Source organism: Actinoallomurus sp. NPDC050550 (assembly GCF_040655075.1).
Taxonomy (GTDB): Bacteria; Actinomycetota; Actinomycetes; order Streptosporangiales; family Streptosporangiaceae; genus Actinoallomurus.
This window is the reverse complement of the sequence record NZ_JBFAJC010000045.1, coordinates 42,224-55,633: the sequence shown is the minus strand read 5'-3', so window position 1 is coordinate 55,633 and position 13,410 is coordinate 42,224. Positions and strand designations below refer to the sequence as shown.

The 13,410-nt window shown below is 69.1% G+C and carries 13 protein-coding genes and 1 tRNA gene; 5 read left to right on the top strand and 9 right to left on the bottom strand.

The annotated features are described in order from the left end of the window. Positions 1 to 30 precede the first annotated feature (30 nt). Genes AB0I04_RS41075 through AB0I04_RS41055 form a run of 5 tightly spaced genes read right to left on the bottom strand, consistent with a single transcriptional unit; the run spans position 31 to position 4,723 of the window. Complete coding sequence (locus tag AB0I04_RS41075; protein WP_360897654.1) at positions 31 to 786, bottom strand: urease accessory protein UreD; 756 nt, start codon at positions 784 to 786, stop codon at positions 31 to 33. 56 nt (positions 787 to 842) lie between these two features. Beyond that, positions 843 to 1,535: an urease accessory protein UreG gene (gene ureG, locus AB0I04_RS41070; protein WP_360897652.1), complete on the bottom strand. Its 693-nt coding sequence runs from the start codon at positions 1,533 to 1,535 to the stop codon at positions 843 to 845. A gap of 26 nt (positions 1,536 to 1,561) precedes the next feature. Then, positions 1,562 to 2,236, bottom strand: a complete 675-nt coding sequence (locus AB0I04_RS41065; RefSeq protein WP_360897650.1) for an urease accessory UreF family protein — start codon at positions 2,234 to 2,236, stop codon at positions 1,562 to 1,564. A 59-nt stretch (positions 2,237 to 2,295) separates the two neighbouring features. Then, complete coding sequence (locus tag AB0I04_RS41060) at positions 2,296 to 4,092, bottom strand: urease subunit alpha (RefSeq protein WP_360897648.1); 1,797 nt, start codon at positions 4,090 to 4,092, stop codon at positions 2,296 to 2,298. After that, positions 4,085 to 4,723 (bottom strand): urease subunit gamma, encoded by a 639-nt coding sequence (locus AB0I04_RS41055; protein ID WP_360897646.1) that lies wholly within the window; start codon positions 4,721 to 4,723, stop codon positions 4,085 to 4,087. The genes AB0I04_RS41060 and AB0I04_RS41055 overlap by 8 nt, the downstream gene beginning before the upstream one ends. Before the next feature lie 352 nt (positions 4,724 to 5,075). On the opposite strand from AB0I04_RS41055, the gene AB0I04_RS41050 reads away from it, so the two are divergent. Next, the gene (locus AB0I04_RS41050) at positions 5,076 to 5,534 is read left to right on the top strand and encodes a hypothetical protein (protein WP_360897644.1); all 459 of its coding nucleotides are present in this window, start codon (positions 5,076 to 5,078) and stop codon (positions 5,532 to 5,534) included. 116 nt (positions 5,535 to 5,650) lie between these two features. On the opposite strand, the gene AB0I04_RS41045 is transcribed toward AB0I04_RS41050, so the two are convergent. Continuing rightward, a complete protein-coding gene (locus AB0I04_RS41045; RefSeq protein ID WP_360897642.1) occupies positions 5,651 to 6,235 on the bottom strand; it encodes an SET domain-containing methyltransferase in 585 nt (194 codons plus the stop codon). Between the two features lie 174 nt (positions 6,236 to 6,409). Between AB0I04_RS41045 and AB0I04_RS41040 the strand changes: the two genes are divergently transcribed. Then, positions 6,410 to 6,631 (top strand): hypothetical protein, encoded by a 222-nt coding sequence (locus tag AB0I04_RS41040; RefSeq protein ID WP_360897640.1) that lies wholly within the window; start codon positions 6,410 to 6,412, stop codon positions 6,629 to 6,631. 862 nt (positions 6,632 to 7,493) lie between these two features. Here AB0I04_RS41040 and AB0I04_RS41035 read toward each other — a convergent pair. Then, a tRNA-Lys gene (locus AB0I04_RS41035) sits at positions 7,494 to 7,568 on the bottom strand. Between the two features lie 921 nt (positions 7,569 to 8,489). Here AB0I04_RS41035 and AB0I04_RS41030 point away from each other — a divergent pair. The 3 genes from AB0I04_RS41030 to AB0I04_RS41020 all read left to right on the top strand — a co-directional run bounded on the left by AB0I04_RS41030 (position 8,490) and on the right by AB0I04_RS41020 (position 10,760). Then, entirely contained in the window at positions 8,490 to 8,942 is a 453-nt protein-coding gene (locus AB0I04_RS41030) for a Fur family transcriptional regulator (protein ID WP_360897638.1), read from the top strand. A 123-nt stretch (positions 8,943 to 9,065) separates the two neighbouring features. Then, entirely contained in the window at positions 9,066 to 10,076 is a 1,011-nt protein-coding gene (locus AB0I04_RS41025) for an LLM class flavin-dependent oxidoreductase (RefSeq protein ID WP_360897636.1), read from the top strand. A 192-nt stretch (positions 10,077 to 10,268) separates the two neighbouring features. Further along, positions 10,269 to 10,760: a hypothetical protein gene (locus tag AB0I04_RS41020; RefSeq protein WP_360897634.1), complete on the top strand. Its 492-nt coding sequence runs from the start codon at positions 10,269 to 10,271 to the stop codon at positions 10,758 to 10,760. Here AB0I04_RS41020 and AB0I04_RS41015 read toward each other — a convergent pair. Together AB0I04_RS41015 and AB0I04_RS41010 are read right to left on the bottom strand one after the other, a co-directional pair. Then, the gene (locus AB0I04_RS41015) at positions 10,735 to 12,567 is read right to left on the bottom strand and encodes a glycoside hydrolase family 15 protein (RefSeq protein ID WP_360897632.1); all 1,833 of its coding nucleotides are present in this window, start codon (positions 12,565 to 12,567) and stop codon (positions 10,735 to 10,737) included. The genes AB0I04_RS41020 and AB0I04_RS41015 overlap by 26 nt on opposite strands. A 103-nt stretch (positions 12,568 to 12,670) precedes the next feature. Then, complete coding sequence (locus tag AB0I04_RS41010) at positions 12,671 to 13,345, bottom strand: TetR family transcriptional regulator (protein ID WP_360897630.1); 675 nt, start codon at positions 13,343 to 13,345, stop codon at positions 12,671 to 12,673. Positions 13,346 to 13,410 lie beyond the last annotated feature (65 nt).

The window sequence follows — 13,410 nt, the reverse complement described above, 5'->3', positions numbered from 1 at the left end:
GGTTCGTATCAACGGGAAGATTATGCTTCGTCACGTCCGGGCGAGGGGCTGAGCGGTGTCGAGGATGTGGCGCAGGCGCAGTGCGTCGGGGGCGAGCGCGGTGACCAGGGCGGCGGGTCCGGTCAGCGGTACGAGCACGCCTTGCCCGTCGGCCGTGTCGTCTCCGAGCAGTCGAGGCTTGGGCGGTGTTTTCTCGAAGTCGGGGTCGACGATGAGGAGTTGGCCGACGGCGCGGTGGTCGGACAGGATGGCGGGGCCGTCCCAGCCGGGTGCTCTTGGGCCGTATGCGGTCTGGTGGTCCAGAAGCGGGTGGCCGCCGCGGCGGACGGTCAGGCGGGTGATCAGGTGGCCTGGTGGTTCTCCGGCACGTCCGAGGATCTGCTCTTCGCGTAGCACCAGCCGGGCCGTGGGAGCCAGGTCGACGGTGCAGGACTGCCGCAGGTTGCTGCCGCGGGCGGAGATCAGTGGTTTGGGGAGCCAGTGCAGCCGGGCCCCTTCGCCTGCGGTCAGCCGTACGTCGTAGGTGGCGTGGTCAGGGGTGCTGCCGCGAAGGGCGAGTGTGGCAGCGGCGGTCGTGATGTGCAGGGTGGCGTCGTCGTCGGCGGCGGCTGCGATGCACAGCCGGTCACCGCCGAGGGGTGCGCTCATGGCACCGATGACGCACACGCGCGCCTCGCCGCCACGGGAGCGGAGTCGGCGCAGTTCGAAGGGCCCGTCACCGCGAAGAACGGGCAGGATCGTGACGCGGCCGGTCGCGGTCGCCCGGATGCGGGCGGTGGCGTGCACGCCGAGGCCGGTGGGTCGGGGTCCTGAGGCTGCCTCGGCTTGCCGGAGGCCGAGTCTCATGCGGCGGTGCCCGCGTTCCACTCGGCGAGGCGCACGCGGACCCATTCCGCGACCGGTCGTACGCCGTCCTCGGTCTTCAGCGTTGTGAAGGCGACGGGAAGGTCACCGCGTTGCACCTTGGCGTCTCGTGCCATGGCCTCCAGGTCCGAGCCGACGTAGGGCGCCAGGTCGGTCTTGTTGATGACGAGGAGGTCTGCGGTGGTGACGCCGGGACCGCCTTTGCGGGGGATGTCGTCGCCGCCCGCCACGTCGATGATGAAGACCTGGGCGTCGACCAGGCCCTTGGAAAAGGTGGCGGTGAGGTTGTCGCCGCCGGATTCCACCAGCACCAGATCGAGGTGCCCGAGCCTCTCTTCCAGGTCCTCGACGGCCTCGAGGTTGGCCGAGATGTCGTCGCGGATGGCGGTGTGCGGGCAGGCACCGGTCTCCACCGCGGTGATCCGCACCGGTGGCAGGACCGCCTCGCGGAGCAGGAAGTCCGCGTCCTCACGGGTGTAGATGTCGTTGGTCACCACCGCGATGGACAGTGTGTCGCGCAGTGCCCGGCACAGGGCAGCGACCGTGGCGGTCTTGCCGGAACCGACCGGCCCGCCCAGCCCGATCCGCAGGGCGCGGCGGCCGGCGTCGGGCCGCGTGGAGCTGGCGGGGCCGTAGGTGCGGGGCTCGGTGTGAACGTGGTCGAGGTGCATGACTGCTCCGGGCGTCGTGTGGGTGGTCAGGAGGCGAACAGGCGCACCGGCCACGTGGCGTGCTGCTGTGCGGTGATGTCGAGCAGTGGCGCGGAGGCGGCGGGCAACACGCCGATCCCCTCGTCCTGGACGCGCTGGGCGGCCTCGGCCGCCCGATCCGCGACGTGGTCGAGGTCGCCCGCGAGGCGGGCGAGAACAGCGGTGGCGTCGAGGGGGTCCAGGCTCAGCAGACGTACGGCCGCGGCGGCCGGGCCGCTGGTGTTCTCATATGCGGCGGCGTACGCGGCGTCCAGCGGCGTCATCCCCGCCGAGCGGGCGGCGACGCCGAGGACGATGGGCTGGTGCGCGCCGCGCGGCCGGTGGCGGGCGAGCGAGTCGAGTTCGGCCGAGGGCCAGGTGGCCCGCGCGGCACGCATCATCTGCCTGCCGAGCCTGCGTGCGATCTGCCGCAGCGCGGGGGCGGGGGTGCGGGCGTCGGCGGCCTCATCCAGCGCCAGCGGGTCGTACCCGGCGGCGGCCGCGGCGGCCAGACTCGCCGCGACCAGGCCGGTGGTGTGCAGACGGCCCCGGCAAAAATCCTCCAGGCTCGCGGCGTCGCGGACGGCTCCCGCAGCGACCGCGGATTCCACCCCGCCGGAGTGGGCGTGACCTCCGGCGGGGAAACGGCCGTCGGCCAGCACGAGCAGAGCTGCGCGGCTCATCGTTCGCGACTCACCTTTCGGAATCCGCCTCGCGCATCAGGCCGTCGGCGGCTCGGATGTCAGAACAGGAAGTACCGCTGGGCCATGGGAAGTTCGGTGGCGTAGTGCCGTCCGACCGGCTGGTCCTCGACGTACGCCGCCACGTCCGTCACCTCGGCCCCGCCGATCTCCACCTCGAAGGTGTCCGGGTCGATGCGCACGTCCGGTGTGGCGTTGTTCTCCCGCATCTGCTCCTTGCGGACCTCGCGGGTGCTGGTGATGGCCCGGAACCGCTTCCCCAGGTCGAGCCGGTCCGCCAGGCCGCGGTCCAGGGCCCGCTGGGCGACGAAGTTGAACGAGTTGGACCGGGGTGCCCGGCCGGAGGCACCCCACATCGGCCGGGGCAGGACCGGCTGCGGAGTGGGAATGGAGGCGTTGGCGTCGCCGACCTGTGCGTAGGCGATCTGGCCGCCCTTGATGACCAGATGCGGCTTGACGCCGAAGAACTTCGGCTCCCACAGCACCAGGTCGGCCAGCTTGCCGGGCTCGACCGAGCCGACCTCGCCGTCGATGCCCTGTGCGGTCGCGGGGTTGATGGTGTATTTGGCGACGTAGCGGCGGGCGCGGTGGTTGTCCGAGCCGTTGTCCCCGGCCAGGAATCCATACCGCTGTTTCATCACATGCGCGGTCTGCCAGGTCCGCATGACCATCTCGCCGATGCGCCCCATGGCCTGTGCGTCCGAGGACATGATGGAGATGGCGCCGATGTCGTGCAGGATGTCCTCGGCGGCCATGGTCGAGGGCCGGATGCGCGAGTCGGCGAACGCCCGGTCCGCTTCCACCTCAGGGTTCAGGTGATGGCAGACCATCACCATGTCGAAGTGCTCCTTGACGGTATTGAGCGTCAACGGACGGGTGGGGTTGGTCGAGGCGGGCAGTACGTTGGACCGCCGCACCAAGGCGATCATGTCCGGGGCGTGGCCGCCACCGGCGCCCTCGACGTGGAAGACGTGCAGCGGGCGGTCGCCGATGGCCTCGGCGGTGTCACCGACGAAGCCGGCCTCATTCAACGAGTCGGCATGCAGAGCGAGCTGGACGCCAGTGTCGTCGCATACCTTCAGGCATTCGCGGAGCACGGCCGGGGTGGCTCCCCAGTCCTCATGGATCTTGAAACCGAGGACACCCGCATCCACCTGGTCGTACATTGACGCCTGGGACATGGTGCTGCCTTTGCCGAGCAGCCCGATGTTGACCGGGAACGCGTCGAGTGCCTCGAAGGTTCGGGCGATGTGCCACGAGCCGGGGGTCACGGTGGTGGCGGTGCTGCCCTCCGCCGGTCCGGTGCCGCCGCCGATGAGTGTGGTGACCCCAGCGGCGAGTGCCTCACCGACCTGTTCCGGGCAGATGAAGTGCACGTGGGTGTCCACGCCGCCGGCGGTGAGGATGCGGCCATTGCCCGCGATGACCTCGGTTTCTGGGCCGATGACGAAATCGGTCGCGTGCGGGTGACCGTCGTGGACAGGGTCCATCGTCTCGTCGTTGTACGCCTTGCCCAGCGCGACGATCCTGCCGTCCCGGATGGCGACGTCGGCCTTGACCACGCCCCAGTGGTCCAAAACGACGACGCCGGTGATGACGGTGTCCGGAGGATTGTGGCCGCCGCGTTCCCTGGGGTCGCGTGGTGCACAGGACTGCCCCATCGACTCGCGGATCACCTTGCCGCCGCCGAAGAGAAGTTCGTTCCCGCTGCGCCCGGGGCCGCCCGACCAGTCCTCGGTGATCTCGATGCGCAAGGCGGTGTCGGCGAGCCGGATACGGTCGCCGGTCGTCGGGCCGAACAGGTCGTTGTACTCGGCGCGGGTGAGCGGCTCAGCCATCCAGCGGCCCCCCGACCTGGCCGCGCAGGCCCATGACGACGCGTTTGCCTTCGATCGGCACCAGTTCCACCGACTCCTCCATGCCGGGTTCGAAGCGCACGGACGCCCCGGCCGGGATGTGCAGGCGCTTGCCGTGTGCTGCCTTGCGATCGAATTCCAGGCCGGGGTTGGCCTCGGCGAAGTGGTAGTGCGAGCCGACCTGGATCGGGCGGTCCGCGATGTTGCGGACCAGCAGGGTCGTCACGTCGCGGCCTTCGTTGAAATGCACTGGTTCGCCGCTTTCGTGGTGTTCGACCTTTCCCGGATGGATCGATGGTTCCTCAGGTGCGTCCGGGAAGGGATCGTGGATGGTGACGAGTTTGGTGCCATCCGGGAAGGTGGCCTCCACCTGGACGTTCTCGATCATCTCCGGAACGCCCTCCATCAGCTCCGCACGGCGGAGCAGCGTGCGCCCGGACGTCATGATGTCGTTGACCGTTTTACCCGCTCTGGCCTCCTCGAAGACGTGCACGGTCAGCAGTGCCACGGCCTCCGGGTAGTTGAGCTTCAGGCCGCGTGCACGGCGCCGTGCGGCCACGTCCGCCGCCACATGGATCAACAGTCTTTCCTGCTCATGCGGAGTCAGATGCATGTTCCTCCACCTTCGGGTTCACCGGACGCCCTCTGGACGTGCGGCACTTGAATCCGGGCAGCGGCCGACAAGCGCGAACCCGTCCCTGCCTTTTGGTGAGGGCGGTCGGGGCGCGGCGGACCGGTCCAGTCGCTCTCCGGCGGGATCGACGCCGCGTCCTTCGGCGTCATCGACGTACGCCAGGCCGCTGCCGTGCTCGCCCGCCATCACAATCGCCTGCCGAAATCCGCATCGCTACGGAGGGTACCCAGTCGGTCACACTTCACTGCTGCCAATCCAGGCTCAGAACACGTCGCTATTCGACCCGCTCAAAGCATGCAGGGGTGCGACCGGCTACCCGACGATCGGGCTGATGACGCTGGTGGAGACCGGCACCCGGGCCTTGATCGGCGCTGTGTTCGGGCCGATCGGTTCTGAGCCCGGCCACGCTCGGCGGCTGGTCCGCCTTCTCACCGACGACATGCTGGTCCTGGCCGACCGCGGATTCGACCGAACTGGTGTGCCCTGTGACCAGGTGATCATGCTCCACGACGGAAGACTGGTGCAGGCGTCAAAGCTTCGCGCCGGAGACCGCCTGGTCGACAAGGACGGCAAACCCGTGGAGATCCGCACCCTCTCGAGCGGAGAGTCCGACGGCGGTATCTGCCACATCACCACCGCCGCCGGCGACTCCTCCGGCGCCGAGCATCTGATCGTTGTGGGCGGGATCGTCGCCGGGGGCTTCTACCTCCAAACCGTCTTCGGCTCGCTGCCCGATGAATACAAGGTCGACGACCTGGACGACCGACCGCACCTGTGGGAAACAGTGTGAGCCTTGTCGTGTGCCGAGCAGATCAAGGAGCCCAGGCTCGACAGCCCGTTCTCGCACAGCGTCAGGGAGATGGTGTACGACAGCGTCGGGGTCGGCTCGGGCGTCCGGGGGAAGCTCTACGCGTCGGCCACGGGTACCTCGTTGAGGACCCGGCCGGTCCGCGGCGGCGCGGGCGGTTCGATCCCGGCGGCCTGGCCGGCCTGCTCGGCGGCGCGCCGGTCGTCGATGTCGGTGAGGAAGGGGGCGACGAAGCCCTGGTAGTCCGCCTTACGCTCGGCGGGCAGATCCTTCCAGCCGGTGATGCGGTCACGGCAGCGAAGCGAGCCGCACCGGCAGTGAGCGGCGAAGTGGTCGACCGAGTAGTTCCGCATGGCGTAGTCGAACGTGATCTCCTGGCCTGCGGTGATGGGCCGACGAGCGACGAAGTCGTGAGCGCCGCTGGCGTTGAGGTGGATTCCGCAGTTCGGCTCGCAGGAGTGGTTCACCTTGGGGATCAGCCCGCCGTGCAGCACGAACCGTGTCTGGCTGACCTGCGAGGCATGGGAGTGATTATGGTCGAGTTCGCGGTCGATGACACCGACCATCACTGTTTGGCCGATCTGGAAGGACCGGGTGGCGAACACGCCTTGGCCCTTGGCGTCGGTTTTCTGGAGTTCGTAGCCGCCGTTCACATCGCCTGCTCTCTGAAGGACCAGCTCCACCTGCAAGCCGATCGAGGACGAACCGGCCGTTCCCCATGCTGGGGGCCGTCCGCAATGCATGGCGCAAATAATCGTGTGGTGACGTAGTTGCACTGTACGCGAGCAGCAGGTCGAGTGGATCACGGCGAGCCGTCGCCACGATCCACGCCGGAGCGTCCCGGCGCACCCGCATCCGTGACGTTGATGCGGACGCCCGGGCATCACGCGAAGGGACGACCGGCGGGGGCGCTGCCGTCCCTGCTGGTCCTGTGCTTCGCGGCGCTGTTTGCGGTCGCGTTCGCCGCCGGACGGCTGGCCGGTCCCGTCGCACCCGGCATGCACCACACCGCTCCCGGCACCGTACCGGCCGACGGACATGACATGGGCCGCATGACCATGTCCGGAGAACGCCGGTGAACGCCCAGACCACGGACCTGGCCATCGCAGGGGCCACCTGGGGAGCATGGCCCCAAGTTCTTCCGCTCCCCGGGCGGCGCCTGGTCACAACGGATCCTCGACGTCGTCACCGAACACTCCATGATCTGCATCGACTGGCAGGTCGACCAGCTTGACTGGGCACGCCCCGGTACCACCACGATCACCGGCCGGCTCCTGCGCGCACAAGCGGGCGACATCCTGCCCTGTCACGACGGCGGCGACCGCTCCCAGAGAAAGCCCACCGCAAGCTGCAGGAGATCACCACACGGTATCCCCGCATGTTCGCGCACTGGAGATCGGTCCCTTCCGCCTGGCGATCAGGATGACAAGAGCCGTATGAACCGAGAGGTTCACGTACGGATCTGTGGGAGCCGGGGGATGAGAGTTCCCCCGGCTACCCGACCACCACGCTGCATAGCCCCAGCAGCGCTGCGGCGGTGACGAAGTCGAGGTTCGCGGGCTTTGCGGTGACGTTGGCGGCGGGCAGCACGGCGAACTCGGCGAGGGTGCCGGCCTGGAACTCCCTACCGGCAGACCCGCCTTGACCATGCCCTCAAACGCTGCCCCGAACTCCTGTCGAGCGACGCCAGATCGCGGGGTCCCGGACGGCCGTCCGAGACCCCCGCCGGCGCGCTCACGCCCCGCGCAGGGTTCGCGGCGACCCGGCACCGCCGAATCGCATACCTATGCAGTCGGATAGGTATGCACCACGATGCATATCTACAATGGCCATGCTGCGCAAGATCGATACAAAAGAGCACCCATGGAGCACCCACCGCCCCGAGACGATCACTACAAGATCACCCGGCAACAAGAAACCGCAGGTCAGCGGCCAGATGAGTGGTAGGGCGCCTGGGACTCGAACCCAGAACCTATGGATTAAAAGTCCACAGCTCTGCCATTGAGCTAACGCCCCGCTGCTCACGAGAGTACCGGAGGCACCGTACACCTTGCGCGAGGAATATCGGCTACGGGAGGTGCTCGATGCCGCCGAGCGTGCCCAGCGCGGCCAGGGCAAGGACACCGGGCGTGTCGGCGTCGATCATTCCGTCACGCCGTACGGCCATGCGGTTCCGGGGCGGCCGCGGACGGCCGGAGCGTGGAGGGGTCGGATGACCCTCTGCCGGCTTCGCCGGTTGTCCGGCTCCTGACCGCCGCGTCTCGCCTGCAGCCACGGCCGGCGCCGCCTTACGGCGGTGCGCGATGCTGTGCGTCGACGAGCCGATGGCCGTGGAGCGGCGTGTTCGGATCTCGTTTTCGATAACACTGAAATTGGCGTGTTAAGTTCCATGGAAGATCATCAGGAATGAATTCGTTGCGGCCATCAACGTCATCGTCATGGGGGTTAATTGGAAGACGCAGTATTCTGCCACTCTCTCCTATTGCGAAAGTAATGGTGTGCGACTCGGGGCCCTCGCCGTCGGCCACATCACGCCGGGTCCGCGTAGCCCCGCCCTTGTCGATCTCGCCCGAACCCGCTGGTCGGAGGGGGTTGCTGCGTCCCGAAGTGCGAACGTCCGCGGGCCGACCCCTCCCCCAAGAGGTCTACCCGCGGACGTTCATTTTCGGTTGGCCTGGCAAGCATTCAGGATGCCCGTTTTTCGCGTCGCGTCCCCCGATGAATCCCCCAATTCAATCGCGACGCTCTGGCCGTTGTGTTGGTCTGTGTTCTCGTACGAGGTTACGTACACCGCCCGCTGTATTCCACTTACTGTCGATGACAGTTCACGTACACCCAGGGATGACCCCCCGCGAGCCGCCGACGACGGCGGTCGGCCGGATCGGTTGGTACGGTGCGGGGAACCGACAAGCAGACCGACCGGCCGGAGCGCTGCCCATGACCTCGCATTCGACCGCCCGCCCTCCGCGACAGACCTCGGCCGTCGGCCGGGGGACACGCGTGCGGGGCACCCGGCAGGCCGAGGCGCTGGGCCAGGTTCTCGCCGACCTGCCGGAGTTCCGCAGCGCCCAGGACATCCACGCCGAGCTGCGCCGCCGCGGCGAGCGCGTCGGGCTGACCACGGTCTACCGGCATCTCCAGGTGCTCAGCGAGGGCGGCGGTGTCGACACCCTCCGCGATGAGACCGGTGAGACGCTCTACCGCCGGTGTGAGAGCAGCACCCACCACCATCACGTGACCTGCAGGTCGTGCGGGCGCAGCGTGGAGGTGGAGGGGCGCGCGATCGAGCGCTGGGCCGAGCGCGTCGCCGCCGAGGCGGGCTTCACGGATGTCGATCACACCGTTGAGATCTTCGGGCTGTGCCCCGACTGCACGGCCGAGCGCGCCTGATCCGGGCGGTGTGAGTGTGCCGGACGGCGATCACGTCGACTCCGTCCACGACGGCGCTCACCACGAACGCTGAAGATTCCGCGCATGCTCCGCCGCCCCGCGATTCCTGCCAGAGTGGGGGAAGTGCGGTTTGGAGTGTTCTTGCTGGCGGCGCGGTTTCCCGGGCAGAGCGACGGCGAGGTGTTGTCCGCCACGGTCGAGGCGGCCGTCGCCGCCGAGCGGGCCGGCTTCGACGACGTGTGGCTCGCCGAGCACCACTTCATGTCGTACGGGATCTGCCCGTCCGCGATCTCCCTCGCGGCGTATGTCCTGGGCCGAACGGAACGGATCGCGGTGGGGACGGCGGTGAGCGTGCTGTCCACCGCGCACCCGGTCGCGCTGGCCGAGCAGACCGCCCTGCTGGACCAGGTGTCCGGAGGCCGCTTCCGGCTCGGCGTCGGGCGGGGCGGCCCGTGGGTGGACCTGGAGGTGTTCGGCACCGGGCTCGCGCGGTACGAGTCCGGCTTCGCTGAGAGCCTCGATCTGCTGCTGGCCGGACTGACCCGTTCCCGGCTGTCGGCCGCCGGGCCGACCTTCGCCTTCCGCGAGGTGCCGATGGTGCCACGCCCCCGGACGCGCCCGTCCCCACCGGTCGTCGTCGCCTGCACCTCGGCCGCGACCGCCGCGCTCGCCGCCGACCGTCGCCTGCCCATGCTGCTCGGACTGCACATCGGCGATGACGGCAGGAACGCGATGCTCGCCGAGTACGCCGCGAGGTCCGGGGGTGCGCCGGCGGACCACGTGGCCGCCGCCATGGCGTACGTCGCCGACACCCGGGCGGAGGCCCGGCGGACGCTGCGCGCCGAGCTGCCCCGCTGGCTGCGCCCTGGCCTGGCCGGCTATGTCCCCGTCGACGACCGGCCGCACCGCTCCCGCGACCCGGACGAGTACGCGGAGTTGCTGTGTCGCATCCACCCGGTCGGCACGCCCGAGGACTGCGTGCAGACCATGGCGGTGACGGTCGAACGCACCGGCATCCGCCACCTGATCCTCATGGTGGAAGGCGCCGGCTCTCCGGAGCGGACCCGGGAGAACATCGCCCGGCTCGGCGCCGAGGTCCTGCCCCGCCTGCGCACCGGGGTCCGGGACCGATGAGCGCCCGGACGCCCGCCGTCCGCGACGGGTGACGGCTCGTCCGTACGGGGACACTTCGGCACCGGCGTCATCTGGGTCTTACCCGCCGTTCGAGCGCATAGTGTCCACCTCGATACTGACCGTATTTGTTGCTCTCTGTCATTATTCGTGCACGGGGAGGGAAAGATGCCTGGACGCGAAGCCTTTCTGGCAATGGCAAAGACCCAGGTCGGTCCGCGGAGGCGGGCGGACGGCAGTACGACATACGGCGACTGGTTCGCCGAGATCGTCGGGGACCGAGACTGCCGTACCGGCGACTTCTGCGCCATGGGCCTGCTGTGGTGCGCCTGGAGGACCGACCAGATCCTCGCCCTCGGCGGGGCGGACCCGCGGTGGGCGCGGTTGCCGACGTGGTGGGAGTACTGGCGGGAGATCGGCCGGTGGACGAGAAAGCCGGCGCGCGGCCGGATCGCCTTTTTCGATTTCAATTTCACCGGAGAGCCCGGGCACGTCGGCGCGGTGCTGCAGGACAACGGCAACGGCTCGATCGTCTCGCTCGAGTTCAACACCTTGAACGGCTGGTGCGCCATTCGGGGCCGCCGGGTGTCCGACGTTCTCGGCTTCGGCGATCCGGCCTGGCCGGACGCGCGCGTGCCGCTCGTGGCGAGCGCGCCGCGGGTCAGCCGAGCGCGCGGTCGAGGTTGAACGCGGCGCTGATCAGGGCCATGTGGGTGAACGCCTGCGGGAAGTTGCCCTGCTGTTCTCCGGTGTGGCTGATCTCCTCGGCGTACAGGCCGACGTGGTTGGCGTAGGTGAGCATCTTCTCGAAGGCCAGCCGGGCCTCGTCGAGGCGTCCGGCGCGGGTGAGCGCCTCGACGTACCAGAAGGAGCAGATGGAGAAGGTGCCTTCCTCGCCGGTAAGGCCGTCGGGGCTGGCCTGCGGGTCGTAGCGGTAGACCAGCGAGTCGGACACCAGGTCCTGGGTGAGCGCGTCGAGGGTCGACAGCCACTTGGGGTCGGTGGGGGCGATGAACTTGGTCAGCGGCATCATCAGGATGGCGGCGTCGAGGACGTCGCTGTCCTCGTACTGGACGAACGCCCGCCGCTGGTCGGACCAGCCGCGCCGCATGATCCGCCGGTAGATCGCGTCACGGCACTGCCGCCAGCGCGGGAGGTCGGCGGGCAGTCCGCGGCGGTTGGCCATGCGGATGGCGCGTTCGATCGCGACCCAGCACATCAGCCGGGAGTACAGGAAGTTCTTGCGCCCGCCGCGGGTCTCCCACACGCCTTCGTCGGGCTGGTCCCAGTTGCCGCAGACCCAGTCGACGAGGGAGCAGATCGCGTCCCAGGCGCAGCTGGGGAGGGGCTTTCCCCACTTGTCGTAGAGGTACATGGAGTCGATCAGGGCGCCGTAGATGTCGAGCTGGAGCTGGGTGGCGGCGGCGTTGCCGACGCGTACGGGCGCCGAGCGCCGGTGGCCCTCCAGGTGGGGGAGCTCGAGTTCGGGCAGGTCGGTGCGCCCGTCTATGCCGTACATGATCTGCAACGGACCCGACGGCCCATCGTCGCGCAGGTCGACCCGCTCGGACAGGAAGGTCATGAACGCCTCGGCCTCCTCGGTGAAGCCGAGCCGCAGCAGCGCGTAGACGGCGAACGCGGCGTCGCGGACCCAGAGGTAGCGGTAGTCCCAGTTGCGTGCGCCGCCGATGCGCTCGGGCAGGCTGGTGGTCGGCGCGGCGACGATCGCGCCGGTGGGAGCGTAGGTGAGCAGTTTGAGGGTCAGCGCGGACCGGTGCACCATCTCCCGCCACCGGCCGCGGTAGAGCGACGCCGACAGCCAGCGCCGCCAGTACGCCACCGTGGCGATGAACTCCTGCTCCGCCTCGGCCTGCGGGCAGCCGCGCTGCGTGATCTCACCACCGACCCGGTCGAGGGCGAATACCGCGCACTCGCCCTGCGAGAGCTTGAAATCCGCCCACACGTCCCGGTCGTCGCACTCGAGCGGCACCGTGGAGGTAAGCGCCATCGACAGCGCGCCGGATTCGAACAGCGCGGTACGGCCGTGCGCCCGTACGGTGTGCGGCCGGGTGCCGTAGTCGAACCGGGGGGCCACCCGGGCCCGGAACGGGATGGTCCCGCGCACGCACATCACCCGCCGGATCAGCCGGTGCCGGTCCACCTCGTCGACGTCGCACACGGGCATGAAGTCCTGGACCTCGCCCACCCCGTCCTCGGTGAAGAACCGGGTGATCAGCACGTTGGTGTCGGGGAAGTAGAACTGCTTGGTCTTGGCCGGCGCGATGGCGGTGAGCTCGAAGCATCCGCCCCGGTCGGCGTCGAGGATCGTCGCGAAGACGCTGGGCGCGTCGAACGACGGGCAGCAGTACCAGTCGACGGTGCCGCGGGTGTCCACCAGCGCCACGGTCTGGAGATCGCCGATCAGCCCGTGATCGGCGATCGGCGCGTAGCGAGAGGGCCCGCCGGGGCCGTGGTACATCGTCTGTTCGGCCATCGCAGCAGCCCTTTCCCCCCGAGGACCACACCGTGGTCCAGGTCGCTGACCTGCTGATTTCCAGATTACGACGGCCTCGGCGCGTCCCTCTCACGTATGCGGCTCAGGACGCCGTACGGGCGAGGGCCCCGGTGATCTGGGTGGCCAGCACCTCCTCCAGGGCCGTGGCGAAGTCCAGGCGCAGCGCGGCCAGGTCGGGGTCGGCCTCGTAGGCGGCCAGCATGCTGTCCGACGGGCAGGTCTGGACCCACAGCGCGCCGATCAGCACGATCGCCGCACCGCAGGCCATGAACGCCTGGTCGCCGAGCTCGGGCAGGTGGCGGCGGACGAGCTCGGTCATGGCGGTGATGTTGTCCAGGGTGGCCCGCTTGTAGCGCGCGACGATCTCGACCGAGACGTTGTGCTCCAGGACGCCGGCCTGGGCGCTGAGCAGGTCGCAGAACACGCGTTCGGGGGCGAGCGAGCGGGTGAGCGCGGCGGCGATCTGGTCGCCGCGCCGGCGGGGCGTGCCCTGCGGGTCGACGTCGGCGGCGAGTCGCTCGGACAGGCGGTCGATCCACTGCTTCCACGCCTGGTCCAGGAGCTCCAGGAGGATCGCCTCGCGAGACTCGAAATAGCGCAGCACGTTGGACTTGGCGAGGCCGACGCGGCGGCTGAGCTCGTTGAGAGTGACCTCGTTCACGGCCATCTGGTCGAGCATCGCGGCGGTGGTGTCGAGGATCACCCGCCGCCGGATCTCCCGCTGCTCCTCACTGCGCGCGCGCTTGAACGTCGTCATGACCCAATCCTACGAACCGTCGGTCTCTTGACAGTAGACCGCCGGTCTCTTACGCTGAAGCATGT